This window comes from Pseudomonas sp. PDM30 (assembly GCF_019218985.1).
Classification (GTDB): domain Bacteria; phylum Pseudomonadota; class Gammaproteobacteria; order Pseudomonadales; family Pseudomonadaceae; genus Aquipseudomonas; species Aquipseudomonas jessenii.
Genome location: NZ_JAHUWM010000003.1, coordinates 446,709 through 473,086 on the forward strand (window position 1 = coordinate 446,709; position 26,378 = coordinate 473,086).

The window sequence follows — 26,378 nt, forward strand, 5'->3', positions numbered from 1 at the left end:
ATAAATGAAACACCGCCCTCGGCTATACTCCCCGCATTTCGAATCGGCTCCGAGGAATGACTGTGAAGAACTGGACGTTACGCCAACGCATTTTGGCGAGCTTTGCGGTAATTATCGCCATCATGTTGCTGATGGTGGTTGTCTCGTATTCGCGCCTGCTGAAGATCGAAATCAGCGAAGCCAGCGTGCGTGAGGACGCTCTGCCGGGGTTGTATTACAGTTCGATGATTCGTGGCGCGTGGTCCGACAGTTATGTACGCATTCAGGCCATGCTCGGCCTGGAGGAAGGGCAGGGCTTCACTGCCGAGGATGCCGCGAACTTCAAGGGCTACGCCGAGCGGTTGAAAGAGCAGATGGGCCTCTACCGTGGAACGATTGCCGACGAAGAAGACAGGGTCGAGTTCGCAGCGTTCGAAAAGCTTCATGAAGACTACCACCGGATTCTGGCCGCGGTGATCGAGTTGTATAAACACAACCAGAACGCCGAGGCCGTCAACATGTTCAAGGGTGAACTGACCCCGACCTGGACAGCGGGTCGAATGAAGGTCAATGAAATCCTGCGTCACAACAAGTCTGTGGCGGACGCAGACATCGCGGCCATTGACGATGCAGTGCTCAGCGCCAAAGGCATCATGGGTATTTCCCTGGTGATCGCGGTGCTGGCGGCCGCTCTCTGTGGTCTGTTGCTGATGCGCGCCATCATGGCGCCGATGAACCGCATCGTGAGAATCCTCGAAATCATGCGCACCGGCGACCTCAGCAGCCGCCTGAACCTGGAGCGCAAGGACGAATTCGGCGCGGTAGAGACCGGGTTCAACGACATGATGACCGAGCTCACTTCTCTGGTGTCCCAGGCCCAGCGCTCGTCGGTGCAGGTGACCACGTCGGTGACCGAGATCGCCGCGACGTCCAAGCAGCAACAAGCCACCGCCACCGAAACTGCCGCCACCACCACGGAAATTGGCGCGACCTCCCGTGAGATTGCCGCCACTTCCCGGGATCTGGTGCGCACCATGACCGAGGTTTCCACCGCCGCCGATCAGGCTTCCGTGGCTGCCGGTTCCGGCCAGCAGGGCCTGGCGCGCATGGAAGAAACCATGCACTCGGTGATGGGCGCGGCCGATCTGGTCAACGCCAAGCTGGCGATCCTCAACGAGAAGGCCGGCAACATCAATCAGGTGGTGGTGACCATCGTCAAGGTCGCCGACCAGACCAACCTGTTGTCGCTCAACGCCGCCATCGAGGCCGAGAAGGCCGGGGAATACGGGCGCGGCTTTGCCGTGGTCGCCACCGAAGTGCGGCGCCTGGCGGACCAGACCGCTGTCGCCACCTACGACATCGAGCAAATGGTGCGCGAGATCCAGTCGGCGGTGTCGGCCGGGGTCATGGGCATGGACAAGTTTTCCGAAGAGGTGCGTCGCGGGATGTCCGAGGTGCAGCAGGTCGGCGAGCAGTTGTCGCAGATCATCCATCAGGTCCAGGCGCTGGCGCCGCGGGTGCTGATGGTCAACGAAGGCATGCAGGCCCAGGCCACCGGTGCCGAGCAGATCAACCATGCGCTGGTGCAGTTGGGTGATGCCAGCAGCCAGACGGTCGAGTCTCTGCGCCAGGCCAGTTTCGCCATCGATGAACTGAGCCAGGTGGCCGTCGGGCTGCGCAGCGGCGTTTCGCGATTCAAAGTCTGATGAGCGAAATCACGGCCAAACGCTCTGCCGTGAAGCAGGCGCTGCATGCCTTGTTTCTGGTGTTTCGCGTCGGCAACGAGCGCTATGCCTTGAAGGCTATCGAAGTGGCTGAAGTGCTGCCGCGCCTGCCGTTGAAGCCCATTCCCCATGCCCCCGCCTGGGTCGCCGGGGTGTTCGCCTATCGGGGCACCGTGGTGCCGGTGATCGACTTGAGCGCACTGACCTTTGGCATGCCTGCACAGGCCCGTACCAGCACGCGACTGGTGCTGGTCAACTATCGCCCGGATGAAACCGCCGAGACACAACTGCTCGGGCTGATTCTGGAACAGGCGACTGACACCTTGCGCTGCGATCCGGCGGATTTTCAGCCCTATGGCCTGGACAATCGCCAGACGCCTTACCTCGGGCCGGTGCGCAAGGACGAGCGGGGGTTGCTGCAATGGGTGCGGGTCGGCGATCTGCTGGACGATCAGGTGCGCGCATTGTTGTTTCCCTCGCCGCCAATGGATCCGGCACTGCTGCAGGAGCGGCCATGAACAGCGACCAGCGTTTTTTCGACTTTCTCAAGGAAACTATCGGACTCGACGTGACCTCGGTAGGGCCTGCGATCATCGAGCGAGCGGTGCGCCAGCGCAGCATCGTTTCGCAAGCAGTGTCGGCCGATGAGTATTGGCACACCTTGCAGGGCTCGCGGGACGAGCAGCAGGCCTTGATCGAGGCGGTGATCGTTCCGGAAACCTGGTTCTTCCGCTATCCGGAGTCCTTCGTCACCCTGGCGAAACTGGCGAGCAAGCGTCTGGCCGAGATCAACAACCTGCGCGCACTGCGAATTCTCAGCCTGCCATGTTCCACGGGCGAAGAACCGTACTCGATCGCCATGGCGTTGCTCGATGCCGGGCTCAAACCGCACCAGTTCAAGGTCGACGGCCTGGACGTCAGCCCGTTGTCAGTGGAAAAAGCCCGTCGGGCGTTGTACGGCAAGAATTCCTTTCGGGGTGACGACATTGCGTTTCGCGACCGTCATTTCATCGCCGAAGGCGAGAGCTATCGCCTCGATCAGCGGGTGCTCGAGCAAGTGCGCCTGCAGGTAGGCAATCTGCTGGATCCGGCCTTGCTGGCCGGTGAACCGCCATTCGATTTCGTGTTTTGTCGCAACCTGCTGATCTACTTCGACCAGCCGACCCAGAAGCTAGTCTTCGAAGTGCTCAAGTGCCTGACCCACGTTGACGGCGTGCTGTTTATCGGCCCGGCCGAAGGCGGTCTGCTGGGGCGTTTGGGGATGCGCTCGATTGGTATCGCGCAGTCCTTCGCGTTCAGTCGACAGGGAACTGCGGACCCTGATTCCTTGCCGACGTTCGTTCCTGCGCCATTGCCAGTGCCGCAACCGTTGCGCAATCCACCGCCTGCGCCAGTGCGCAGCCGTCCGTTTGCCCGGGTTGCGCCGCTGCGGCCTGCGCCTGCGCCTGCAACCTCCGGCTCCGACACTGCCGCGCTGCTGGCCAATATCGCCGTGCTGGCCGATGAAGGCAAAAGCGCCGAGGCGCGAGCAGCGTGTGAAAGCTACTTGCGCAGCCATGAGCCGGTGGCTCAGGTCTTTTACTGGTTGGGACTGCTCAGCGATGTGGCCGGCAATACCCTTGAAGCGCAGGGTTTTTACCGCAAGGCGTTGTACCTGGAACCGCAACATCCTGAAGCGTTGATGCACCTGGCCGGCTTGCTGCAGGCCCAGGGCGACGCGATGGGAGCCAGACGATTGCAGGAGCGTGCCGTCCGCAGCGCACGTTCCGTCGACAGTGAGCGTAAACGATGATCGCCTCCGATACCTTCAGCGTCACCCGAGATGCCCAGGCCATCGACGATTGCTGGAACCGCATTGGTATCCACGGTGACAAGTCCTGCCCGCTGCTCAGCGACCATATTCATTGCCGCAATTGTGCGGTGTATTCGGCGGCCGCCACACGCTTGCTCGATCGTTATGCATTGCAGCAGGAAGATCGCGGGACTGTGTCCGTCGCGGTCGAGAGCGAGGTGAAAACCCGCTCGCTGTTGATGTTCCGTCTGGGTGAGGAGTGGCTGGGGCTCGCGACCCGTAGCCTGGTAGAGGTGGCGCCGTTGCAAGCGATTCACTCGTTGCCGCATCAACGTTCCCGGGCCTTGCTCGGCGTGGCGAATGTACGCGGAGCGCTGGTTGCCTGCCTGTCGCTGGTGGAACTGCTCGGGCTCGACGGCGCCAGCAGCGTGGCCACCGGTGCACGGGTCATGCCACGCATGCTGATCATCGCCGCCGACGGCGGGCCGGTGGTGGTGCCGGTGGACGAAGTCGACGGGATTCACGCCATCGACGAGCACATCCTCGATACCGCATCGCGCTCAGGTGCTCAGGCCAGCGCCAAATACACCCGTGGCGTGTTGCAATTCAAAGGTCGCAGCCTGCGTTGGCTGGATGAAGAACAGCTGTTGTGCGCCGTGACCCGGAGCCTCACATGACCCCCGAGCAAATGCGCGACGCTTCTTTGCTGGAGCTGTTCAGCCTGGAGGCCGAAGCCCAGACCCAAGTCTTGAGCGCCGGCCTGCTGGCGCTTGAGCGCGACCCGACCCTGGCCGATCAACTTGAATCGTGCATGCGTGCCGCGCACTCGCTCAAGGGTGCGGCGCGGATCGTCGGTGTTGATGCCGGGGTCAGCGTTGCCCATGTGATGGAAGATTGTCTGGTCAGCGCCCAGGAAGGCCGTCTGTTGCTGCGCCCCGAGCATATCGATGCGTTGCTGCAAGGCACCGATCTGCTGATGCGCATCGCCACACCGAGCAACAACCCGGAAGTCTCGGACATCGAGGCCTATGTGGCGTTAATGGCGCGGTTGCTGGACCCGGCGGCCCCGCTGGTTGTGCCTGCCGCACCGGTGATGGCCGAACTTCAGCTCGAAGCACCCGCGCCGAAGGTCGAGTCGCCGGCGCCTGTCGTCGAACCGCCATCGCCGCCAGCTCCACGCAAGACCAAACGCACCACCGAAAACGGCGAACGTGTGCTGCGTGTCACCGCCGAGCGCCTGAACAGCCTGCTCGATCTGTCGAGCAAATCCCTGGTGGAAACCCTGCGGCTCAAACCGCACCTGGCGACCATGCAGCGACTCAAGCGCATGCAGAGCAACAGCCTGCGCGCACTGGAGAACCTCAATGTGCATCTCAAGGATCACGCCTTGAGCCTGGAGGCCCAGGAAGCCCTTGAGGATGCGCGGCGCTTGCTCGCGCAATCCCAGCAACTGCTCATGGAAAAGAACGCCGAACTCGACGAGTTCGCCTGGCATGCCAGCCAACGGGCGCAGGTGTTGTACGACACGGCGCTGGCCTGTCGCATGCGGCCCTTTGCCGATGTGCTGACCGGGCAAGTGCGGATGGTCCGGGATCTAGGGCGCGATCTGGGCAAACAGGTGCGCCTGGAAATTGAAGGCGAAAAGACCCAGGTCGATCGCGACGTACTGGAAAAGCTCGAAGCGCCGCTGACTCACCTGTTGCGCAACGCGGTCGACCACGGCATCGAAACCCCGGAGCAGCGCCTGCTGGCCGGCAAGCCGGCGGAAGGTTTGATTCGCCTGCGCGCGTCCCATCAGGCCGGTCTGCTGGTGCTTGAACTGAGCGACGACGGTAACGGCGTGGACCTGGAAAAGCTCCGTCGCAGCATCGTTGAACGAAATTTGTCCCTCGCGGAAACCGCCGCTCAGTTGAGCGAAGAGGAGTTGCTGACGTTCCTGTTCCTGCCCGGTTTCAGTCTGCGCGACAGGGTCACCGAGGTGTCCGGTCGCGGCGTCGGCCTGGATGCGGTGCAGCACATGGTCCGGCAGCTGCGCGGCGCGGTGGTGTTGGAGCAGACGGCGGGCGAGGGCAGTCGTTTCCACCTTGAGGTGCCGCTGACCCTGTCGGTGGTGCGCAGCCTGGTGGTGGAAGTCGGCGACGAAGCCTATGCCTTCCCGCTGGCGCACATTGAGCGCATGTGCGACCTGGAGCCGGCGGATATCGTGCAGGTCGAAGGCCGCCAGCATTTCTGGCACGAAGGCCGGCATGTCGGTCTGGTGGCGGCCAGTCAGCTGTTGCAACGTCCGGCCAGCCAGAACAGCGGGCAAACCCTGAAGGTCGTGGTGATTCGCGAGCGCGATGCCATCTACGGCGTGGCCGTGGAGCGGTTCATCGGTGAGCGGACCTTGGTGGTGCTGCCGCTGGATGAGCGTCTGGGCAAGGTGCAGGACATCTCCGCCGGGGCCCTGCTCGACGACGGTTCGGTGGTGCTGATAGTCGATGTCGAAGACATGCTGCGTTCGGTGGAAAAACTGCTCAACACCGGGCGTCTGGAGCGCATTGCCCGTCACAGCAATCAGGTGGTCGAGGCGGCCCGCAAACGAATTCTGGTGGTGGATGATTCCCTGACCGTGCGAGAGTTGCAGCGCAAGCTGTTGCTCAATCGCGGCTATGACGTGGCGGTTGCGGTGGACGGCATGGATGGCTGGAACGCGCTGCGTTCGGAGGATTTCGATCTGCTGATCACCGACATTGATATGCCGCGCATGGACGGCATCGAACTGGTCACGCTGCTGCGTCGGGACAATCGCCTGCAATCGCTGCCGGTGATGGTGGTGTCCTACAAGGATCGTGAAGAGGACCGGCGCCGTGGACTGGATGCCGGGGCCGACTATTATCTAGCCAAGGCCAGTTTTCATGACGACGCCTTGCTCGATGCAGTGGTCGAGCTCATCGGAGGAGCGCGGGCATGAGGATCGCAATCGTCAATGACATGCCCATGGCGGTGGAGGCCCTGCGCCGCGCCCTGGCATTCGAGCCGGCCCACGAGGTGGTCTGGGTCGCCGGCAATGGTGCCGAGGCGGTGCGCCAGTGCGCGCTGGACACGCCGGACCTGATTCTGATGGACCTGATCATGCCGGTGATGGATGGCGTCGAGGCCACGCGGCGGATCATGGCCGAGACCCCGTGTGCCATCGTCATCGTCACCGTGGATCGCCAGCAGAACGTGCACCGGGTGTTCGAGGCCATGGGCCACGGTGCGCTGGACGTGGTCGACACCCCGGCCCTCGGCGCCGGCAATGCCCAGGAAGCGGCGGCGCCGTTGTTGCGCAAGATCTTGAACATCGTCTGGCTGATCGGCGACAAGGGTAACCGCCCGCGCTCGGCACCGGCACCCTTGCGCTGTTCGGGCTCACGCCAGGGCCTGATCGCCATTGGCTCATCCGCCGGTGGGCCGGCAGCGCTGGAAGCCTTGCTCAAGGGGCTGCCGCGTGATTTCTCTCCGGCCATCGTGCTGGTGCAACACGTTGACCAGGTGTTTGCCGCCGGCATGGCTGAATGGCTCGGCACTGCCAGCGGCCTTGATGTGCGCCTGGCCCAGGAGGGCGAGCCGCCGCAAAGCGGCACGGTATTGCTGGCCGGCACCAATCACCATATTCGCTTGTTGAAAAACGGCACGCTGGCCTACACCGCCGAACCGGTCAACGAGATCTACCGGCCCTCCATCGATGTGTTCTTCGAGAGCGTGGCCAATAACTGGAGCGGTGATGCCGTGGGGGTTTTGCTCACCGGCATGGGGCGTGATGGCGCCCAAGGGCTTAAACTCATGCGCCAACAGGGCTACCTGACCATCGCACAAGACCAAAACAGCAGTGCGGTGTACGGCATGCCGAAGGCGGCCGCAGCCATCGACGCTGCCGTGGAGATTCGCCCGCTGGACAAGATAGCGCCACGATTGCTGGAGATTTTCGCCAAATGAGCACCTTTTCCCTCATTCCTGGCTCAGGTAGTACTCAGGTGACCGCACATGACTGAATTACAGCTCGACGACTTCAAGACCGACGAAAACGCCGCCATGGTGTTGCTGGTGGACGATCAGGCCATGATCGGCGAAGCCGTGCGTCGCGGCCTGTCGAACGAAGAGAACATTGATTTCCACTTCTGCTCCGACCCGCACCAGGCCATCGCCCACGCTGTGCGCATCAAGCCGACAGTGATCCTGCAGGATCTGGTCATGCCCGGTCTTGACGGTCTGAGCCTGGTGCGCGAATACCGCAATCACCCGGCGACCAAGGACATTCCGATCATCGTTCTGTCGACCAAGGAAGATCCGCTGATCAAGAGCGCGGCCTTTGCGGCCGGGGCCAACGATTATCTGGTCAAGCTGCCGGACAATATCGAACTGGTCGCGCGCATCCGCTATCACTCGCGCTCCTACATGACCCTGCTGCAACGGGATGCGGCGTACCGCGCGTTGCGGGTCAGCCAGCAGCAACTGCTCGACACCAACCTGGTGCTGCAACGCCTGATGAACTCCGATGGCCTGACGGGGTTGTCGAACCGTCGGCACTTCGATGAATACCTGGAACTGGAGTGGCGCCGTTCGCTGCGTGAGCAGAGCCAGTTGTCGTTGCTGATGATCGATGTCGACTACTTCAAGGCCTACAACGACAGCTTCGGCCACCTGGAAGGCGATGAAGCCCTGCGCAAGGTCGCCGCGGCGATCAAGGACGCCAGTGCCCGGCCTTCGGACCTGCCGGCCCGCTACGGCGGCGAAGAGTTCGCCCTGGTGCTGCCCAACACCTCCCAGGGCGGTGCACGGTTGGTGGCCGAGAAGCTGCGCCAGACCGTGGCAGCCCTGAAGATCCCGCATAACTCGCCGGCCGAAGGTTCGAGCCTGACCATCAGCATCGGCCTGTCGACTATTACCCCGAAAGCGGGCAGCAACTGCCGCGACCTGATCCTGGCGGCGGACAAGGGGCTGTATTCGGCGAAGAACAATGGGCGTAATCAGGTGGGGGTCGGCTGAACAGCCTCCCCCCTGTAGGAGCGAGCCTGCTCGCGATGGTCGTCAACGATGACGATGGCTATCTGAATAAACGCGGTGCCTGAGCGTTTTTCGCGAGCGAGCTCGCTCCTACAAGGGCTTGGCTTTTCGGCCAGGCGGACTGCCGTTTTCGGCTGTTTCCCGGTATACTCGCCGGCTTTCAAAAGTTCGCCAACGAGTGCTGCCCGTCATGGAAATCAACCCGATCCTGAACACCATCAAGGACCTGTCCGAGCGCTCCGAAACTATTCGGGGGTATCTTTGACTACGATCAAAAGCATGAGCGTCTGACCGAAGTCAATCGCGAGCTTGAAGATCCGAGTGTCTGGAACAAACCTGAATACGCCCAGGAACTGGGCCGCGAGCGCGCTGCGCTGGCGCAGATCGTCGATACCCTGGACGAATTGAACACGGGTCTGGCCGATTGCCGCGACCTGCTGGACATGGCCGTCGAAGAGAACGACGAAGGCGCAGTGGGCGATGTCGTCGCCGAGCTGGCCCGTCTCGAGGAAAGTCTGGCCAAGCTGGAATTCCGCCGCATGTTCAGCCACGAAATGGACCCGAACAACGCCTACCTGGACATCCAGGCCGGTTCCGGCGGCACCGAAGCCCAGGACTGGGCCAACATTCTGCTGCGCATGTACCTGCGCTGGGCCGACAAGCGCGGCTTCGACGCGACCATCATGGAACTGTCCGCCGGTGAAGTCGCCGGGATCAAGGGCGCGACCGTGCACATCAAGGGCGAATACGCGTTTGGCTGGTTGCGGACCGAAATCGGCGTGCACCGTCTGGTGCGCAAGAGCCCGTTCGACTCCGGCAACCGTCGCCACACCTCGTTCTCCGCGGTGTTCGTCTCGCCAGAGATCGATGACAAGGTGGAAATCGAGATCAATCCGGCAGACCTGCGGATCGACACCTATCGCTCCTCCGGTGCCGGTGGTCAGCACGTAAACACCACCGACTCGGCCGTACGTATCACCCACGTACCGACCAACACCGTGGTCAGCTGCCAGAACGAACGTTCCCAGCACGCCAACAAGGACACCGCCATGAAAATGCTGCGGGCCAAGTTGTACGAGCAGGAAATGCAGAAGCGCAATGCGGCGTCCCAGGCGCTGGAAGACACCAAGTCCGATATCGGCTGGGGTCATCAGATCCGTTCTTATGTACTCGATGCCTCGCGGATCAAGGATCTGCGCACCAACATCGAGCGCAGCGACTGCGACAAGGTGCTCGACGGCGACATCGACGAATACCTGGAAGCGAGCCTGAAGTCCGGGCTGTAAGCAATGCAATACAGGATCGGCTGACCCGGCGCGATCCTTGTAGGAGCCAGCTTGCTGGCGATCCCCAGGCCGCAGGCCTGGGGGCAACGAACCTGTGATGGAATATTTAAAGACATGAGCGACCTAGAACTCGACCCGCAAGCCCTGCAACAGGAAGAAAACTCCCTGATCGCCCTGCGCAAGGAAAAGCTTGCTGCCGAGCGCGCCAAGGGCAATGCCTTCCCGAACGACTTCCGCCGCGAAAACTACTGCGAACAACTGCAGAAACAGTACGCGGACAAGACCAAGGAAGAGCTGGCAGAGGCTGCGATCCCGGTCAAGGTTGCCGGTCGTATCATGCTCAACCGTGGCTCGTTCATGGTGATCCAGGACATGACCGGTCGTATCCAGGTCTACGTCAACCGCAAGACCCTGTCCGAAGAAACCCTGGCCGCGGTGAAAACCTGGGACATGGGCGACATCATTGCCGCCGAAGGCACCCTGGCCCGTTCCGGCAAGGGCGACCTGTACGTCGAAATGACCAGCGTGCGCCTGCTGACCAAATCCCTGCGCCCGCTGCCGGACAAGCACCACGGCCTGACCGACACCGAACAGCGCTACCGCCAGCGTTACGTCGACCTGATCGTCAACGAAGACGTGCGCCAGACGTTCCGCGTGCGTTCGCAAGTCATCGCCCACATCCGCAGCTTCCTGATGAAGCGTGACTTCCTGGAAGTGGAAACGCCGATGCTGCAGACCATTCCTGGCGGCGCGGCGGCCAAGCCGTTCGAAACCCACCACAATGCGCTGGACATGGGCATGTTCCTGCGTATCGCGCCGGAGCTGTACCTCAAGCGCCTGGTTGTTGGCGGGTTCGAGAAAGTGTTCGAGATCAACCGCAACTTCCGTAACGAAGGCGTTTCGACTCGTCACAACCCTGAATTCACCATGTTGGAGTTCTACCAGGCCTACGCCGACTACGAAGACAACATGGACCTGACCGAAGAACTGTTCCGAGAACTGGCGCAGCTGGTTCTGGGCAGCACCGACGTGCCGTACGGCGACAAGGTGTTCCACTTCGGCGAGCCGTTCGTGCGTCTGTCGGTGTTCGACTCGATCCTCAAGTACAACCCTGAGCTGACCGCCGATGATCTGAACGACATCGACAAGGCTCGCGCCATCGCCAAGAAGGCCGGCGCCAAGGTGCTGGGCTTCGAAGGCCTGGGCAAGCTGCAGGTGATGATTTTCGAAGAGCTGGTCGAGCACAAGCTGGAGCAGCCGCATTTCATTACCCAGTACCCGTTCGAAGTGTCGCCGCTGGCCCGTCGTAACGACGACAACCCGAACGTCACCGACCGTTTCGAACTGTTCATCGGTGGTCGTGAAATTGCCAACGCCTACTCCGAGTTGAACGACGCGGAAGACCAGGCCGAGCGCTTCATGGCCCAGGTGGCCGACAAGGACGCCGGCGACGACGAAGCCATGCACTACGACGCCGACTTCGTTCGTGCGCTGGAGTACGGCATGCCGCCAACGGCGGGTGAAGGCATCGGTATCGACCGTCTGGTGATGCTGCTGACCAACTCCCCGTCGATCCGCGACGTGATCCTGTTCCCGCACATGCGGCCGCAAGCGTAAGTGTTTCAAATAAAAAGCCGCCTTTGAGGCGGCTTTTTATTGCCTGTCTGGTACAAACGTATCAACTTGTTAGTTTCATCTGAGAGGAAATACCTGTCGTGATTCGTGCAATAGCTCAAGAAGGTGCAGCGGGTATCGCCACTGCGGTCGCTGAAAGCGTTCAGTACCAGGGCCGCAAGGCCAGCCGACAGGGCAGTGAGCAGCGTCGACAGGACATTCTCGACGCCGCCATGCGCATTGTCGTGCGTGACGGCGTGCGTGCCGTCCGACACCGCGCGGTGGCCGCCGAGGCGCAAGTGCCGTTGTCGGCGACCACTTACTATTTCAAGGATATCGATGACCTGCTCACCGATACCTTCGCCCAATACGTGGAACGCAGTGCGGCGTACATGGGCAAGCTGTGGGTGAACAACGAGGGCCTGCTGCGCGAGATGATCGACAGTGGCGATGGCAGCCCGCAGGCGCGCTCGAAACTGGCGGACGACATTGCGCGGCTGATGACCGATTACGTTCACCGGCAATTGGTCAATCGTCGCGAACATTTGATGGCCGAGCAGGCGTTCCGTCAGGAGGCGTTGCTCAACCCGCGCCTGGCCGAACTGGTGCGCTCGCATCAGCAAATCCTGTTGCAGGGCTCTTGCCAGCTGTTCCAGGTATTGGGCTCGCGCGAGCCGCATCAGGATGCCAAGGTGTTGACGGCGATTATCGGCCGGATGGAATATCAGGGCCTGCTCAACGTAGACGAGCCTGCCGCCGAAGAGGAAATGCTCGGCATCCTGACGCGCTACATGCACCTGGTGCTGGCGTCGGTGTAGTCCGGCTGGCTCTTCACCCTGTGGGAGCGAGCTTTTGTGGCGAGGGGGCTTGCCCCCGTTGGGTGGCAAAGCCACCCCAAAATCTGCGGCCGCGGTGAGACAGTCAGTTCAGATGCGCAGGTTTTACGACTGCTTCGCAGCCGAACGGGGGCAAGCCCCCTCACCACACAAGCTTGCTCCCACAGGGGAAGGTGTCCACTTCAGGGCGGCGTATGTTCATAGGGAGTATTGAATGAAAGCCTGGCGTGTCGTTGTGATCGCCTTGTCGTTCCTGCTGCTCAGTGGCTGTCTGGTGACCTTCAAGGAACCGCTGCCCACGAGCGAGCCCGCGCCCAAAGGGTTGCTCGGCAAGTGGACCAGCACCAGCGCCTGGGGCGAGCCCGTCAATCTGGAGTTGACCCGCATCGCCGACAATCGCTACCAGGCCGTCAGCTACTTCAAGGCCAAACCCAAGGAGCGTGAAGCCTACCCCTTCACCGTGTCGCGCCATGGCAACCGTTGGTACTTGTCGGCGAAGGTGCCGGCGCAGTTCGGCGGGTATTTCATCATCGGCGGCTTCGAGCTGACCGACCAGCGTGAACTGGTGCTGTACAACCTCGACCCTGAACAGATCAACCAGGCGCTGAAGCAAAACGCCCTGAGCGGAGAAGCGTTTCAGACTGACGACGGCGCAGGCGTGCTGATCAACAGCTCCATGGATCAAGTCGCCGCCTACCTCGACGACCCGGCCAATACCGATGTGTTCGTCGAAGCCGTACGCTACCAGCGTCAGGCCAAAGCCAAATAAGCAGCACAATCAGGTTTCTACAGGAGTTTCGGGTGGACGATTACCAACAGTCGATACGCATTTTGTCCGATCGCATCGTGCTCGCGCAGACGCCGATCCGCGTCCTCGATGCGGTCAAGTGGGACGACAACATTCGTAAGGGCTTCCTCAAGGCCAAAGGCAAGGAAATGCCGGCGGTGGACCGCGACTACTACCTCAACCGGCCGCTGGCGTTCGATTCCAGCAAAGTGAAGCTGGAGTTCCAGAACATCGAGCGCGACATCACCCGCCAGCTCGGCCAGTTCAACCCGGTCGGCCAGATCATGCGTCGCATGTGCAAGGAATACCGCATGGTGGTGCGCATGCTCGAAGCGCGCGGCACAGAGGATTTCGGCCTGATCTCGCAGGAGTTGTACGGTGCCGCCTCCGACGCGTTCCACGCCGGCGACCCGACGCTGTCCGACCTGGGCATGATGTTGTCCGAATACCTGAACAACATCGACGGCCGTGGCGATCTCAAGGACGAGCCGAAGACGCTGACGGCCAAGGATGCGGTCGACCTGTTGCAGCATCGCTTGAACAAGGTATTTGGCGAAGCCGAGGAAACCATCCGGGTGTTCGAGTCCGACGGCATCGTCGCCGATGCGGCGGCCGGCGCCGACTACATCAAGATCCGCTCCGATGCGATGTTCAATCAGCGCGATGTGCGCGCCCTGGAGGTCCACGAAGGGCTGGTGCATGTCGGCACCACCCTCAACGGCCTGAACCAGCCGATCTGCACCTTCCTCTCCAAGGGGCCGCCCTCGTCGACGGTGACCCAGGAAGGCCTGGCGATCCTGATGGAAATCATCACCTTCGCCTCGTACCCCAGTCGCCTGCGCAAACTGACCAACCGCACGCGGGCCATTCATATGGTGGAGGAGGGTGCCGACTTCCTGCAGGTGTTCGAGTTCTTCCGCGAGCAAGGCTTCGAAATGCCCGAGAGCTACAGCAACGCCAGTCGCGTTTTCCGCGGCTCGGTGCCGACAGGTCTGCCATTTACCAAAGACTTGTCCTACCTCAAGGGCTTCATCATGATTTACAACTACATTCAACTGGCCGTGCGTAAAGGCAAGCTGGAGCAGATACCGCTGTTGTTCTGCGGCAAGACCACCCTGGAAGACATGCGTACCTTGCGCCAGTTGGTGGATGAAGGTCTGGTGGTTCCGCCCAAGTACCTGCCGGAACAGTTCCGCGACATGAACGCGCTGTCGGCGTGGATGTGCTTCTCCAACTTCCTCAACCACCTGAGCCTGGACCGGATCGAGGCGGATTACTCGAACATCTTGTGAACAAAGAATCCCCCTGTGGGAGCGAGCCTGCTCGCGATGACGGCTTTACATTCAACATGGGTGCAAGCTGACAGATCGCAATCGCGAGCAAGCTCGCTCCCACAGGGGATTGTGTTCCAATCCATTATTTCGCGAGGTTTCACCGGATGAGAATCCTCGGCATCGTCTGCCTTCTCCTGGCCCTGAACGGCTGCAGTTCGCTGCTGTTCTACCCCGAACCCGGCCAGTTGTTCACGCCGGAAAAGGCCGGGCTCGAATACCGCACCGTCACCTTGAACACCGCCGATGGCCTCAAGCTGAACGCGTGGTGGCTGCCGGTGAAGCAGGGTGTCGAGGTCAAAGGCACGGTGCTGCACCTGCACGGTAACGGCGGCAATCTGCCAATGCATCTGGGCGGGAGTTGGTGGTTGCCGGAACAGGGCTATCAAGTGCTGCTGGTGGACTATCGCGGTTATGGCTTGTCCGAAGGCAAACCCAGCCTGCCGGCGATCTATCAGGACATCGATGCGGCGTTCAAATGGCTCGACCAGGCCCCCGAGGTCAAGGGCAAGCCGCTGATCCTGCTCGGCCAAAGCCTTGGCGGTTCGATGGCTGTCCACTACCTCGTTCAACACCCCGAGCGGCAGAAACAACTCAAGGCTTTTGTCCTCGACGGCGTGCCCGCCAGTTATCGCAGTGTCGGCCGGTATGCGCTGAGTAATTCATGGGTGTTCTGGACGTTCCAGGTGCCGCTGTCGTGGCTGGTGCCGGACGGCGACAGCGCGATCAACTCCATGACGCAACTCAAGGACGTGCCGAAACTGATCTACCACAGCATCGACGATCCTATCGTGCCTCTTTCCAACGGCATCCGACTGTATCAAGCTGCGCCGCCGCCGCGGGTGCTGCAACTGACCCGTGGCGGTCATGTGCAGACGTTCGCCGACCCGGTCTGGCGCAAGGTCATGCTGCGTTATCTCGATGACCCGCAACATTTCAACGGCCTGCGCCGCCTGGGTGAAATCCCCAATTACCCGGCGCCCCCGAATTCAGAAGATGAACCACCAGAGAGTCCGCAATGAGTGAAGAACGCAACGCCATCCCGCTGATCATCACCGGTATCTGCAGCATCCTCGGCACCGTCGGTGCCCTGTGGTGGTACGGCTACCTGCACTTCGCCAAGCCCGAGGATGCGTTGCTGCTCAGCGACTTCACCATGCTCAAGACCGTGCCGGGCGAGGACTACAGGGTTTCCCTGGCGCCGGCGGCCCAAGTGGCCCAGTGCATCGATGGTGTGCTGGTGCTGTTCGACACCGAACAGAAAGGCCTGACCGGCGTGCTGGTCGACAGCAAGAAAAAAGCCGTGCGCTGCATGGGGCAGGAGACGCCGCAGAAGCTGGAGCAGTAACGCGATTCTGGCTGGCAATAAAGAACCAATGTGGGAGTGAGCTTGCTCGCGATGGCGGTGTAGCAGTCAACATGGATGTTGAATGTTATGGCCTCATCGCGAGCAAGCTCGCTCCCACAGGTTTTGCATTGAGGCAAATTACTGGGTGTAAGAGCTAACCGCCGAACGCGGAATCACCGGTTGGTTATCGTTGGAAATCGTCACTTCCACCCGACGGTGCATCGCCGGTTCGAGGTGCTGGGTGACGGTGCAGGTTAAATCAACACCGTCCTCCTTCAGCGCCATCAACCCGGTGCCGGTGAGAAAAGTAAAATAGTCATCGCGCTACTTCAAACCAGCGAAAGTTTATCAGCGATGCGCTATTGCCAGCTTCTTGGATTACACCCGCGTTAAATATTCCAGGCGGAAGTGACGGTAACGTTATCCGCCAAACTCCAGTAGCGTCTGCAGTAGTTGTTTCAATACTCGACTTGCTGTTTTTAGAACTCATTGTATAGGAAAGGGTTATCTTAGCCCCTGGGATACTGGTGCCTTGAAATGTAACGGGATTTGGAGTGGCTGGTGCTCCGAAGGCAGGAGTTTGAATACCTGGTGGTAGTAACGGTAGTCCAATTACGGGGCAAGGTGGACTTGTCTCGCCATTGATTGCAATGGCAACTGTCGCCCCATCTACCGATGTTGTGCACACACGGACAGTAATTCCTGCTGTGTCATCCTTCAGAACTCTACCGGGTTGCATGGCAGGGTCAACTGTCGTGGCTGATTCTGGAGTCGCATCGAGCTGAATGTTACTTACATTATTTCCCATGGTTGTGAATCTCACCCAAACACCGTTCACCCGATTGTCGGTAGGTGGGAAATCATCGTAGATAGTCGGCTTTCGGTACTCCAGTGCGATTTGACTAGGAGTCAAACCGGTACGATTGATGCGATAAAGTTGCGGTCCACCCTGACCCAACACGCCTAGGCGATATAGACCAGAACGCTCGATTACAGCAGACTGTGATTGATCCAGCCAACCGGAGTACCAGCGATTGTTAGCGGGGTAAAGTGTTCCACCCCCTGATACCGAATCTCCCGTATCGCCATATCCGATCGTTGTGCATTCGTTCGGGGCTCTTACAGTTTCTCCGTCTTGGGGGCATTTGGTGTACGTTTTTCCATGAGAATACCCAAGGCTATGACCGAACTCGTGTTTGTATACATGAGGGCTGGCGCTCTGACCGTAAACACCTATGATGCGTCCAGGCATATACGCAGAGGCGGCTCCCCCACAATCAATGACGTTGATCAAGTAATCAAAGTTACCCGGATTGAGCCCATTTGCTTCGGCCGCTTTGCGACCCTCCGAAGTTGCGAGGGACAGTGGCATAGGTTGTCCGCTTTTGCATTGTTCGGGGCGAGGTCCAGAGGTGTAGGAAATCACTTGGCCCGCTAATGTCAACTTTCCATGTGAGGCAGCCAGAATGTAGGACTTCAGCGAGTCCGGATCGGATGAAAGAGTATGCCGCTCGATCAAGGGTTTGTTCAGGATGTCTCCATCCTGCCACTTGATAACACTTACCAACATTTTCTTTGTTCCAACGACCGGACGTTGATTGATGCCCGGTTTGGGTAAAGGCGTGTCATTGGGTATGGCGTCCCGCTCGTCATACGCGAAGTTGTCGTTGAGAGAAGGGGGGGGAACTGTGGATTCGTCGGTTAACGAGCAACCCGACAGGATGAATGGTATGCAGATCAGCGCGGTCTTTCGCATCGCAATTGCTCCTTTTGCACTCGATTTGTGCTGGGAACAAAATTAAACCCGATGTAACAGCTTATCTACTGTCATAAATGACAGGTGCTATGAGCCCAACCTGATAACGTTAGGCTGGGCTCATATTTAATTTAGGAAAAGAACTATCGCTGGTAAGAACTCACCACCGAACGCGGCATTACCGGCTGATTGTCATTGGAGATGGTCACCTCCACCCGACGGTTCATCGCCCGGCCCGATGTGCTGCTGTTATCCGCCACCGGATATTCCTTGCCGTAACCCTGGGCGACGATACGCGCAGGATCAACGCCCATCTTCACCAGTGCCGCACGCACGGAGCCCGCGCGACGTTCCGACAGCGACTGGTTGTGCGACGCCGTACCGGTGCTGTCGGTATAGCCCTCGACAATCACTTTGCGCTCGGGGTTTTCCTGTAGGTACTGGGCCAGTTTGTTGATGTTCGCCAGACCGTTGGATTTCAGCTCGGCCTTGTCGGTGGCGAACAGCACATCACCGAAGGTCACCAGTGTCCCGCGATCGGTCTGTCTGGCGTTGAGGCTGTCCTTCAACTGTTTGATCTGCTGATCACGGGCGTCGAGGCGCGCCTGAGCCCGTTGCGCCGAGGCATCTTTCAGGCTGGCCTCGGCGGTGCGCAGGGCGATGGTCTGCTTGGCCACTTCGACGCGCTGGTTGGTCAAATAGGCAAGCTGGTCGACCGTGGTCACGTCCTCCTTGTCCCTGTAGGCCTTATCGGCCTTGTCCAGATAGTCGCTGGCTTCCTTGGTTTCCAGGGCCGCAACCTTGGCCGCTTGCGGATCGGTTTGCAGGCCGGTGTAGTTGGTGCGGGCCTGTTCGAGGTTGGCGTTCGGTGGTGTGGAGCAGGCTGCCAGGGTTACGGTGACAGCCAGCAGGGCAGGGATCATCAATTGATTGGATTTCATGATTTCGTCCTTTTAGTCGAGTGGGAATGCGTGGTGCCGCGCCGCTTACTGAACGGTGCGCTGGCTTTCCTGACGCAATTCCTGAACGCCTTTCTGCGCGTCCTTCACTGATTGTTCGGCCTTCATCGCCTGGGCCTTGCGCCCGGCCACGCGAGCGTCCCACTCGGCCTGTTCGGCGAGCATCCGGGCCTGGCCGTATTGCTTGTCGTGCATGGCAATTTCGGCTTGCTTGAGCTTGTCCTGGGCCGACTTCATTTCCACGGCGGCGAACTCGGTGCCGCCGGCGCTCACGGCGTCGTTGACGGCCGATTGGGTGACAGCGTACTGCTCGGTCGGCGGGTTACCGGCGCAGCCGGCCAGGACCAGGCTGCTGCCCAGGGCCAACGCCGCCAGTCTGAGGCTACGCGAACAGGTGAATGAGAGACTTCCGATTCGGGTTTTCATGGTCTTCAACTCCATTGGGCCAGTTCCTGAAAAACGTCGAAGTCCACCCTGGGCAGGGCGCTGAAACCATCAATTGCGGGGTATTTTGAAACGCTCGTCCCAGGCGTGGTTACTTGGGTTGACCCGAGGCTTTTTTTGAAAGTTCAGAGAAATTAGTCAGCTATTGAAAAAACCGTGAACGAATCGACAGGGCTCTAAATCGCATACTTGTGGGAGCGAGCCTGCTCGCGATGGACTTCACTACGCCGCGTTTAATCAGTCATCACGCGGTTTCGTTAACGCCCATCGCGAGCAGGCTCGCTCCCACATAGGGAGGAGTGCGGGGAGTAAATCAGTGTTTCTGTTTGTCGTCGGGCACCGACAAATCGTGCAAATGCCGACGGGACAGCGCCAGAAAGCGCGGGGTCGGCCCAATGTCTTCGTACAGGGGATCGCCTTCTTCATCGGTGGCGACCACGGTTGTGCCCTTGACGTACGGGAAGCTTCTTTCCAGCTCTTCCAGTGCGGCGCCGATCAGATCGCCGAGCAGTTCTTCAGGATGCCGCTTGGGATACATCTCGACGAGCGCGGCCAGGCGTGCGGCAGACTCCACGTCCAGATGAATCGAGTAGCCGGTGTCGGTCAGGCGACCCTTGGCGTTTTCTTCCCAGTGGTGGGCAAGCTCGCGGATTTTCATATTGACCTCATTGCGCTCCCGCTCGTGGCAGGCAGAGTGAGTGTCCGGCATTGGCCGGCGACAACCGTTGTACGGCTTACCGTTCAGACTAGCCTCAACAGGCAAGGTTTACAGTCCCTTCGTCGTCTTGCTTGTAAGAACCTGTCTGGGGCGGCACTCTCTTGTTTCTTAGCCGCCCGGATTTTTGCTGGAGACCTGCTGATGACCGATATTGATGCACGCTTGCGCGAGGACGTTCACCTGTTGGGTGAGCTGTTGGGCAACACCATTCGTGAACAATATGGTGACGGTTTTCTCGACAAGATCGAGCAGATCCGCAAAGGCGCCAAGGCTGACCGGCGCGGCTCCATGGACGCCGAGCTCAGCGCCAGCCTCAACCAGTTGACCGAAGACGAGTTGCTGCCGGTGGCGCGGGCGTTCAACCAGTTCCTCAACCTGGCCAACATCGCCGAGCAATATCAGTTGATTCACCGTCGCGAGGAATCCCGGGAGGCGCCGTTCGAAGCCCGGGTGCTGCCGGAGTTGCTCGCGCGCCTGCGCGCCGAAGGGCATGGCGCCGACGCGCTGGCCCGGCAACTGGGTCGGCTGGAGATCGAGCTGGTACTCACGGCGCACCCTACCGAAGTCGCACGCCGCACACTGATCCAGAAGTACGACGCCATCGCCGCGCAACTGGCGGCTCAGGATCACCGTGACCTGACCAGTGCCGAGCGCGAGCAGATCAAGACCACCTTGCAACGCCTGATCGCCGAAGCCTGGCACACCGAGGAGATCCGCCGCACGCGCCCGACGCCGGTGGACGAAGCCAAGTGGGGTTTCGCGGTGATCGAGCATTCGCTGTGGCAGGCCATTCCCAATTATCTGCGCAAGGCCGATCAGGCCCTGTACGCCGCCACCGGCCTGCGCCTGCCACTGGAGGCGGCACCGATTCGCTTTGCCTCGTGGATGGGCGGCGACCGCGACGGCAACCCGAACGTGACGGCGGCGGTGACCCGAGAGGTTTTACTGTTGGCGCGCTGGATGGCGGCCGATTTGTACCTGCGCGATGTCGATCGCCTGGCCGCTGAGCTGTCGATGCAGCAGGCCAGCGATGAATTGAAAGCCAGGGCGGGAGACAGCGCCGAGCCGTACCGGGCAGTGCTCAAACACCTGCGCGAACGCCTGCGGGCAACGCGTAACTGGGCACATGCCGCCTTGTCGACGCCTGCGCCGGCACCGATCGATGTGCTGCAGGACAACCGCGAACTGCTCGATCCACTGGAGCTTTGCTACCACTCCCTGCACGAGTGCGGCATGGGCGTGATCGCCGATGGGCCGTTGCTCGATTGCCTGCGTCGGGCAGTGACATTCGGTCTGTTCCTGGTTCGTCTGGATGTGCGCCAGGACTCGTCGCGACACACTGCCGCAATGACCGAAATCACCGACTATCTCGGCCTGGGACGCTACGAGGACTGGAGCGAGGAGGAGCGCATCGCCTTCCTGATGCGCGAATTGAGCAATCGTCGGCCCTTGTTGCCGAACTACTTCAAACCTTGCGCCGACACCGCCGAGGTGCTGGCGACCTGCCGGGAAATCGCCGCTGCGCCGCCGGCATCCCTCGGTTCCTATGTGATTTCCATGGCCGGTGCGGCTTCCGATGTACTCGCCGTGCAATTGCTGCTCAAAGAGTCCGGCGTGTTGCGGCCGATGCGTGTGGTGCCACTGTTCGAAACCCTGGCCGACCTCGACAACGCAGGTCCGGTGATCGAGAAGCTTCTGCTGTTGCCTGGCTATCGCGCGCGCCTGCAAGGGCCGCAGGAAGTGATGATCGGCTACTCGGATTCGGCCAAGGACGCCGGCACCACCGCGGCGGCCTGGGCGCAGTACCGGGCGCAGGAGCGACTGGTGGATATCTGCCGCGAGCAACAAGTCGAGCTGCTGTTGTTCCACGGTCGCGGCGGCACGGTGGGGCGTGGCGGCGGCCCGGCGCACGCGGCGATCCTGTCGCAGCCACCGGGTTCGGTGGCGGGGCGTTTCCGCACCACCGAACAGGGAGAAATGATTCGATTCAAATTCGGCCTGCCGGACATCGCCGAGCAAAACCTCAATCTGTACCTGGCCGCCGTGCTTGAGGCGACCTTGCTGCCTCCGCCGCCACCTACGCCCGAGTGGCGCCATTTGATGGACGAACTGGCTGCGGATGGTGTCAGCGCCTACCGCGCCGTGGTGCGGGAAAACCCGCAGTTCGTGGAGTACTTCCGCCAGTCCACGCCGGAGCAGGAGCTCGGCCGTTTGCCGCTGGGCAGTCGTCCGGCCAAGCGCCGGGCTGGGGGGATCGAAAGCCTGCGGGCGATCCCATGGATTTTCGGCTGGACCCAGACGCGCCTGATGCTGCCGGCCTGGCTGGGTTGGGAAGCGGCCCTGAGCAAGGCGCTGGAGCGTGGCGAAGGCGAACTGCTGGGGCAAATGCGCGAGCAGTGGCCGTTCTTCCGCACCCGCATCGACATGCTGGAAATGGTCCTGGCCAAGGCCGATGCCGACATTGCACGGTCCTACGATGAGCGTCTGGTAGAGCCGAATCTGTTGCCATTGGGTGCGCACTTACGCGACCTATTGTCGCAGGCGTGCACCATCGTTCTCGGCCTGACCGGGCAGTCGCAGCTGCTGGCACATAGCCCAGCGACCCTTGAGTTCATCCGCTTGCGCAACACCTACCTCGACCCGCTTCATCTATTGCAGGCCGAGTTGCTGGCCCGTTCAAGAGTGCAGGACGTGGCGCAGGGCAGCCCGGTAGAACAGGCCTTGCTGGTGTCTGTGGCGGGGATTGCCGCCGGTTTGCGCAACACCGGCTAAGGTCTTTGCCATGGGGTCAGGCATCCGGCAGGTGAGCCGGATGCCGCCGTTTGACGGGTGCAAAAGTGCTGCCAGGCGACAGTTAATGACGGGGTTGCGACTTGGGAAACTGTGCGCAATGGTCGCAGGAGGCAGCGGTTTCTCCGACTTTTGGCGTCTTGTGTGGGCGCAGCCTGCTGTGTATCTTGATCAGCCTTTGACCGTTTGGGCGGTCACGACCCTATTTTTGAGATTGGCCCCACGAGGCGAATCTGACGTTATCCATATAAAAAATTGAGGAGCACATCGATGCGCGTCATTCTGCTGGGAGCTCCCGGGGCCGGTAAAGGTACTCAGGCACAGTTCATCACCGAAAAATTCGGCATTCCGCAAATCTCCACCGGCGACATGTTGCGTGCAGCGGTCAAGGCCGGCACCGAGCTGGGCATCAAGGCCAAGAGCATCATGGATGCCGGTGGCCTGGTGTCCGATGACCTGATCATTGCACTGGTCAAGGACCGCATCGCCCAGTCCGACTGCGCCAACGGTTTCCTGTTCGATGGCTTCCCGCGCACCATTCCCCAGGCTGAAGCCCTGGTGACTGCAGGCGTCGAGCTCGATGCCGTGGTTGAAATCGCCGTTGAAGACGAAGAAATCGTCCAGCGTATCGCCGGTCGCCGTGTTCACGAGGCCAGCGGCCGCGTGTACCACATCGTCTACAACCCGCCGAAAGTGGCTGGCATTGACGACGTCACCGGTGAAGAGCTGGTGCAGCGCAAGGACGACACCGAAGAAACCGTGCGTCATCGCCTGTCGGTCTACCACTCCCAGACCAAGCCGCTGGTGGACTTCTACCAGAAGCTGTCGGCTGCCAATGGCAAGCCGAAGTACAGCCACATCGAAGGCGTCGGTTCGGTTGAAGCGATCACCGCCAAGGTGCTTGCAGCCCTGAGCTGAAAAGTCTGACCCGCTGCATCATCCACGGCCCGCTTGCGGGCCGTAGTTGTTTATACTGACGCACTTTTTTCCGATCTCTCTTGTGGATACATCGATGAGCACCTTGCTGGCCCTGGACACCGCGACTGAAGCTTGCTCCGTTGCCTTGCTGCATGACGGCAAGGTCACGAGCCATTACGAGGTGATCCCGCGCCTGCACGCGCAGAAGCTGTTGCCGATGATCAAGCAATTGCTGGCCGATGCAGGCACCACGCTGCAAGCGGTCGATGCCATTGCCTTCGGCCGTGGCCCGGGCGCCTTCACCGGTGTGCGTATCGCCATCGGCGTGGTGCAAGGCCTGGCGTTTGCCCTGGATCGCCCGGTGCTGCCGGTGTCGAACCTGGCCGTGCTGGCGCAACGTGCGCTGCGCGAACACGGCGCCACGCAGGTCGCCGCCGCCATCGATGCGCGCATGGATGAAGTGTATTGGGGTTGCTACCGCGAAACGGCCGGGGAAATGCGCCTGGTGGGGGCGGAAGCGGTACTGCCGCCGGAGTCTGCTGCATTGCCGGCCGATGCCGGCGGCGAATGGTTCGGCGCAGGCACCGGTTGGGGCTATGGCGAGCGTATCGCCGTCAGCCTGAGCGGGCAGGACGCGGGTATGTTGCCCCACGCGCAAGACTTGCTGACACTGGCGCGATTTGCCTGGGCGCGCGGCGAGGCGATCGTGGCCGATGAGGCGCAGCCGGTGTATCTGCGCGATAAAGTGGCGACACCCAAGGCGCGGTAATCTACTGGACCGGGGTGCTCCCATCGCGAGCAAGCTCGCTCCCACAGGTTTTGTGTTGGACTCAATGTTTGGAGCACCGAAGACCCTGTGGGAGCGGGCTTGCCCGCGATGGCGATCTATCGGACGCAGCCAATCGTCATTTTCTAATCCGGCTTTTAAACCTTTTGCCTTTTATGTGTTCTAGTTATCACTCGGCGGTTTGCGAAGTGGATTTTGCGCCACTAAACTGCCATCACTGATTCCGAGTATGCACTTATGCGTATAGACGGCGTTTCCTCTCAGTCCTACCCCATCAAGCGCAAACCCCGCAAAGGCCGCGTGGTGGAAGACGACGCCATTGATATCGAAGGCGAGCTGGAATTCCCGACTGAAGAGCAACTGGCTGCCCGCGCCGCCAAAGCCTCTGCGCAAAAACTGAGCAATCTTCCCGCCCGTCAGCAAGACATGATTTACCACCGTGCCATGAGCAAAAGCGTAGCGACAGCCCTGGCCAGCTACCTGAGCACCGCCGGTTTCGTCGATTGGGAAGCGGATGTGCTGGGTCTCGACCTGTACATCTGATGGTGCTGCCGTATTACCTCGGTTGCCCCTCCTGGAGCGAGAACGCCTGGCGCGACTACCTGTATCCGCCCGACGCTAAACCCGCCGATTTTCTTGATCTCTATTGCCAGGTTTTCAATGCAGTGGAAGGCAACACGACCTTCTACGCGAGCCCGGCTGCCAGCACCGTGCAGCGTTGGGCCGAAACCATGCCCGAACATTTTCGCTTCACCGCCAAGTTTCCCGGCGAGATCAGCCACGGTGGCGATCTGCGCGAGCAACTGACCGCCGCCGAAACCTTCCTGCAATTGCTCAGCCCTCTGGGTGAACGGGTGTCGCCACTTTGGTTGCAGTTGTCGAAAAGCTTCACGCCCCAACGTTTGCCTGAGCTGGCCGGATTTATCGATGCCCTGCAGCGACCACTGGCCGTTGAAGTGCGGCATGACGAGTTTTTCGCCAAGGGTGACAGCGAACGAATGCTCAACCGGCTGCTGCTGGATCGCGGTGTCGAACGCATCTGTCTCGATCCCCGTGCGCTGTTCAGTTGCACCTCGACCGAGCCTTCGGTGCTCCACGCCCAGTCGAAGAAACCCCGTGTGCCACCGCGGCCGGCGGCATTCACGCAATTTCCGCAGGTGCGTTTTATCGGCCATCCGACGCTCGAGGCCAACGATACGTTCCTGGAACCATGGGTCGAGAAGATCGCGCTATGGATCGAAGAAGGTCGCACGCCGTATATCTTCCTGCACACTGCCGACAACCTGCTGGCCGCGAAACTGGCGCAGCGTTTTCACGCCCGGCTGATGCTGCGTTTGCCTGGCTTGCCGGCGCTGCCTGAGCTATACAGAGAACCCGTCGCCGAGCAACTTGGCCTGCTCTGAGGCGGATTCTTTCCCCTCTTCAGGAGCCTGCCCAATGGATGCGCAAACCCTTCGAGCCCAGGCGTTCAAAGCCCTTCACGAACGCCCCGGGGCATTTGTGATTCCCAATCCGTGGGATGCCGGTTCGGCAAAAATGCTTGCCAGCCTCGGCTTCGAGGCGCTGGCGACTACCAGTGCCGGTTATGCCTTTTCCCAGGGGCGTGCCGATGGCGGATTGACCCTCGACGATACCCTGATGAACGTTCAGGCGATTGTCGCCGCCACCGACCTGCCGGTTGCCGTGGACCTGGAAAACGGCTTTGCCGACAACCCGGCTGATTGCGCCAAAAGTATCTTGCGCGCGGCAGAGGCCGGCGCCGTCGGTGGTTCGATCGAAGATGCCACCGGCCGCGAAGAAGGCCCGATCTATTGTTTCGAACATGCCGTGGCGCGCATCGAAGCCGCTGTGGCTGCCGCTCGCAGTCTGCCGTTCGACTTTACATTGACTGCCCGGGCGGAAAACTTTCTGCACGGCAATCCCGATCTGGCCGACACCATCCGCCGTTTGCAGGCATTCGCCGAGGCCGGTGCCGATGTGCTCTACGCACCGGGCCTGCGCAGTGCCGAGGATGTGCTGGCGGTGGTGCGCGCCGTGGCGCCAAAACCGGTGAATGTGTTGATGTCGGGCGGCTTGAAGCTGACGGTCGCGCAGTTGGGGGAAATGGGCGTCAAACGTATCAGCGTCGGTTCGGCGCTGGCATTGGCGGCCTATGGCGAATTCTTCCGCGCCGCCGAAGAAATCCAGTCCTCAGGCACGTTCGGTTTCACGTCCCGGTCGATGCCGTATCAGAAGGCGAATCAGTTTTTCAAAGGTTGAGGGAAGAGGGCGCGGCTGAGGA

24 protein-coding genes are annotated in these 26,378 nt (G+C 60.8%); 20 read left to right on the top strand and 4 right to left on the bottom strand.

Annotated features, from left to right (window positions below; all coding sequences use genetic code 11):
- Positions 1 to 62: 62 nt before the first annotated feature.
- The 14 genes from KW840_RS09365 (at position 63) to KW840_RS09430 (ending at position 15,725) form a co-directional block, all read left to right on the top strand.
- The gene (locus tag KW840_RS09365) at positions 63 to 1,685 is read left to right on the top strand and encodes a methyl-accepting chemotaxis protein (RefSeq protein ID WP_218495018.1); all 1,623 of its coding nucleotides are present in this window, start codon (positions 63 to 65) and stop codon (positions 1,683 to 1,685) included.
- On the top strand, positions 1,685 to 2,221 hold the full coding sequence (locus tag KW840_RS09370) for a chemotaxis protein CheW (protein WP_090453329.1): 537 nt from the start codon (positions 1,685 to 1,687) through the stop codon (positions 2,219 to 2,221). Before KW840_RS09365 ends, KW840_RS09370 begins: the two co-directional genes overlap by 1 nt.
- A complete protein-coding gene (locus KW840_RS09375; RefSeq protein ID WP_218495019.1) occupies positions 2,218 to 3,495 on the top strand; it encodes a protein-glutamate O-methyltransferase CheR in 1,278 nt (425 codons plus the stop codon). Before KW840_RS09370 ends, KW840_RS09375 begins: the two co-directional genes overlap by 4 nt.
- Positions 3,492 to 4,172, top strand: coding sequence for a chemotaxis protein CheW (locus tag KW840_RS09380; RefSeq protein WP_090453333.1), 681 nt, complete (start codon positions 3,492 to 3,494; stop codon positions 4,170 to 4,172). The genes KW840_RS09375 and KW840_RS09380 overlap by 4 nt, the downstream gene beginning before the upstream one ends.
- Positions 4,169 to 6,448 carry a hybrid sensor histidine kinase/response regulator gene (locus KW840_RS09385; RefSeq protein WP_218495020.1) on the top strand — a complete coding sequence of 760 codons (2,280 nt, stop codon included), beginning with the start codon at positions 4,169 to 4,171 and terminating at the stop codon, positions 6,446 to 6,448. Before KW840_RS09380 ends, KW840_RS09385 begins: the two co-directional genes overlap by 4 nt.
- Positions 6,445 to 7,455, top strand: a complete 1,011-nt coding sequence (locus KW840_RS09390; protein ID WP_218495021.1) for a chemotaxis response regulator protein-glutamate methylesterase — start codon at positions 6,445 to 6,447, stop codon at positions 7,453 to 7,455. The genes KW840_RS09385 and KW840_RS09390 overlap by 4 nt, the downstream gene beginning before the upstream one ends.
- 48 nt (positions 7,456 to 7,503) lie before the next feature.
- Positions 7,504 to 8,505: a PleD family two-component system response regulator gene (locus KW840_RS09395; RefSeq protein WP_218495022.1), complete on the top strand. Its 1,002-nt coding sequence runs from the start codon at positions 7,504 to 7,506 to the stop codon at positions 8,503 to 8,505.
- 208 nt (positions 8,506 to 8,713) lie between these two features.
- Positions 8,714 to 9,809 (top strand): peptide chain release factor 2 gene (gene prfB, locus KW840_RS09400; protein WP_109790603.1). Its coding sequence is split into 2 segments (ribosomal slippage): positions 8,714 to 8,785 and positions 8,787 to 9,809, totalling 1,095 coding nucleotides; the frame shifts between segments, so codons are not numbered across the junction.
- Between the two features lie 114 nt (positions 9,810 to 9,923).
- The gene (gene lysS / locus KW840_RS09405) at positions 9,924 to 11,426 is read left to right on the top strand and encodes a lysine--tRNA ligase (protein WP_057716207.1); all 1,503 of its coding nucleotides are present in this window, start codon (positions 9,924 to 9,926) and stop codon (positions 11,424 to 11,426) included.
- 98 nt (positions 11,427 to 11,524) lie between these two features.
- Positions 11,525 to 12,241, top strand: a complete 717-nt coding sequence (locus KW840_RS09410; RefSeq protein ID WP_090453336.1) for a TetR/AcrR family transcriptional regulator — start codon at positions 11,525 to 11,527, stop codon at positions 12,239 to 12,241.
- 232 nt (positions 12,242 to 12,473) lie between these two features.
- Positions 12,474 to 13,028 carry a hypothetical protein gene (locus KW840_RS09415; protein WP_218495023.1) on the top strand — a complete coding sequence of 185 codons (555 nt, stop codon included), beginning with the start codon at positions 12,474 to 12,476 and terminating at the stop codon, positions 13,026 to 13,028.
- Positions 13,029 to 13,060: 32 nt separating this feature from the next.
- Entirely contained in the window at positions 13,061 to 14,338 is a 1,278-nt protein-coding gene (locus KW840_RS09420) for a flavohemoglobin expression-modulating QEGLA motif protein (RefSeq protein WP_057716204.1), read from the top strand.
- A gap of 146 nt (positions 14,339 to 14,484) precedes the next feature.
- Positions 14,485 to 15,399, top strand: coding sequence for an alpha/beta hydrolase (locus tag KW840_RS09425; protein WP_218495024.1), 915 nt, complete (start codon positions 14,485 to 14,487; stop codon positions 15,397 to 15,399).
- Positions 15,396 to 15,725: a hypothetical protein gene (locus KW840_RS09430; protein WP_218495025.1), complete on the top strand. Its 330-nt coding sequence runs from the start codon at positions 15,396 to 15,398 to the stop codon at positions 15,723 to 15,725. The genes KW840_RS09425 and KW840_RS09430 overlap by 4 nt, the downstream gene beginning before the upstream one ends.
- A 316-nt stretch (positions 15,726 to 16,041) precedes the next feature.
- On the opposite strand, the gene KW840_RS09435 is transcribed toward KW840_RS09430, so the two are convergent.
- The 4 genes from KW840_RS09435 to KW840_RS09450 all read right to left on the bottom strand — a co-directional run bounded on the left by KW840_RS09435 (position 16,042) and on the right by KW840_RS09450 (position 19,542).
- Positions 16,042 to 17,481 (bottom strand): transposase, encoded by a 1,440-nt coding sequence (locus tag KW840_RS09435; RefSeq protein ID WP_218495026.1) that lies wholly within the window; start codon positions 17,479 to 17,481, stop codon positions 16,042 to 16,044.
- 143 nt (positions 17,482 to 17,624) lie between these two features.
- Positions 17,625 to 18,422, bottom strand: a complete 798-nt coding sequence (locus KW840_RS09440; protein WP_218495027.1) for an OmpA family protein — start codon at positions 18,420 to 18,422, stop codon at positions 17,625 to 17,627.
- A 45-nt stretch (positions 18,423 to 18,467) separates the two neighbouring features.
- The gene (locus KW840_RS09445) at positions 18,468 to 18,881 is read right to left on the bottom strand and encodes a DUF4398 domain-containing protein (protein WP_218495028.1); all 414 of its coding nucleotides are present in this window, start codon (positions 18,879 to 18,881) and stop codon (positions 18,468 to 18,470) included.
- Positions 18,882 to 19,197: 316 nt separating this feature from the next.
- Positions 19,198 to 19,542: a hypothetical protein gene (locus tag KW840_RS09450; protein WP_008051389.1), complete on the bottom strand. Its 345-nt coding sequence runs from the start codon at positions 19,540 to 19,542 to the stop codon at positions 19,198 to 19,200.
- Between the two features lie 201 nt (positions 19,543 to 19,743).
- Between KW840_RS09450 and ppc the strand changes: the two genes are divergently transcribed.
- The 6 genes from ppc to KW840_RS09480 all read left to right on the top strand — a co-directional run bounded on the left by ppc (position 19,744) and on the right by KW840_RS09480 (position 26,356).
- Positions 19,744 to 22,374 (top strand): phosphoenolpyruvate carboxylase, encoded by a 2,631-nt coding sequence (ppc, locus tag KW840_RS09455; RefSeq protein WP_218495029.1) that lies wholly within the window; start codon positions 19,744 to 19,746, stop codon positions 22,372 to 22,374.
- Between the two features lie 288 nt (positions 22,375 to 22,662).
- Positions 22,663 to 23,310 carry an adenylate kinase gene (adk, locus tag KW840_RS09460; protein ID WP_057716198.1) on the top strand — a complete coding sequence of 216 codons (648 nt, stop codon included), beginning with the start codon at positions 22,663 to 22,665 and terminating at the stop codon, positions 23,308 to 23,310.
- Positions 23,311 to 23,404: 94 nt separating this feature from the next.
- Positions 23,405 to 24,079 (top strand): tRNA (adenosine(37)-N6)-threonylcarbamoyltransferase complex dimerization subunit type 1 TsaB, encoded by a 675-nt coding sequence (gene tsaB / locus KW840_RS09465; RefSeq protein ID WP_057716197.1) that lies wholly within the window; start codon positions 23,405 to 23,407, stop codon positions 24,077 to 24,079.
- Between the two features lie 255 nt (positions 24,080 to 24,334).
- Positions 24,335 to 24,640, top strand: a complete 306-nt coding sequence (locus KW840_RS09470; RefSeq protein WP_057716196.1) for a hypothetical protein — start codon at positions 24,335 to 24,337, stop codon at positions 24,638 to 24,640.
- Positions 24,640 to 25,500, top strand: a complete 861-nt coding sequence (locus tag KW840_RS09475; RefSeq protein ID WP_057716195.1) for a DUF72 domain-containing protein — start codon at positions 24,640 to 24,642, stop codon at positions 25,498 to 25,500. Before KW840_RS09470 ends, KW840_RS09475 begins: the two co-directional genes overlap by 1 nt.
- A gap of 34 nt (positions 25,501 to 25,534) precedes the next feature.
- On the top strand, positions 25,535 to 26,356 hold the full coding sequence (locus KW840_RS09480; protein ID WP_057716194.1) for an isocitrate lyase/phosphoenolpyruvate mutase family protein: 822 nt from the start codon (positions 25,535 to 25,537) through the stop codon (positions 26,354 to 26,356).
- Positions 26,357 to 26,378: the final 22 nt, after the last annotated feature.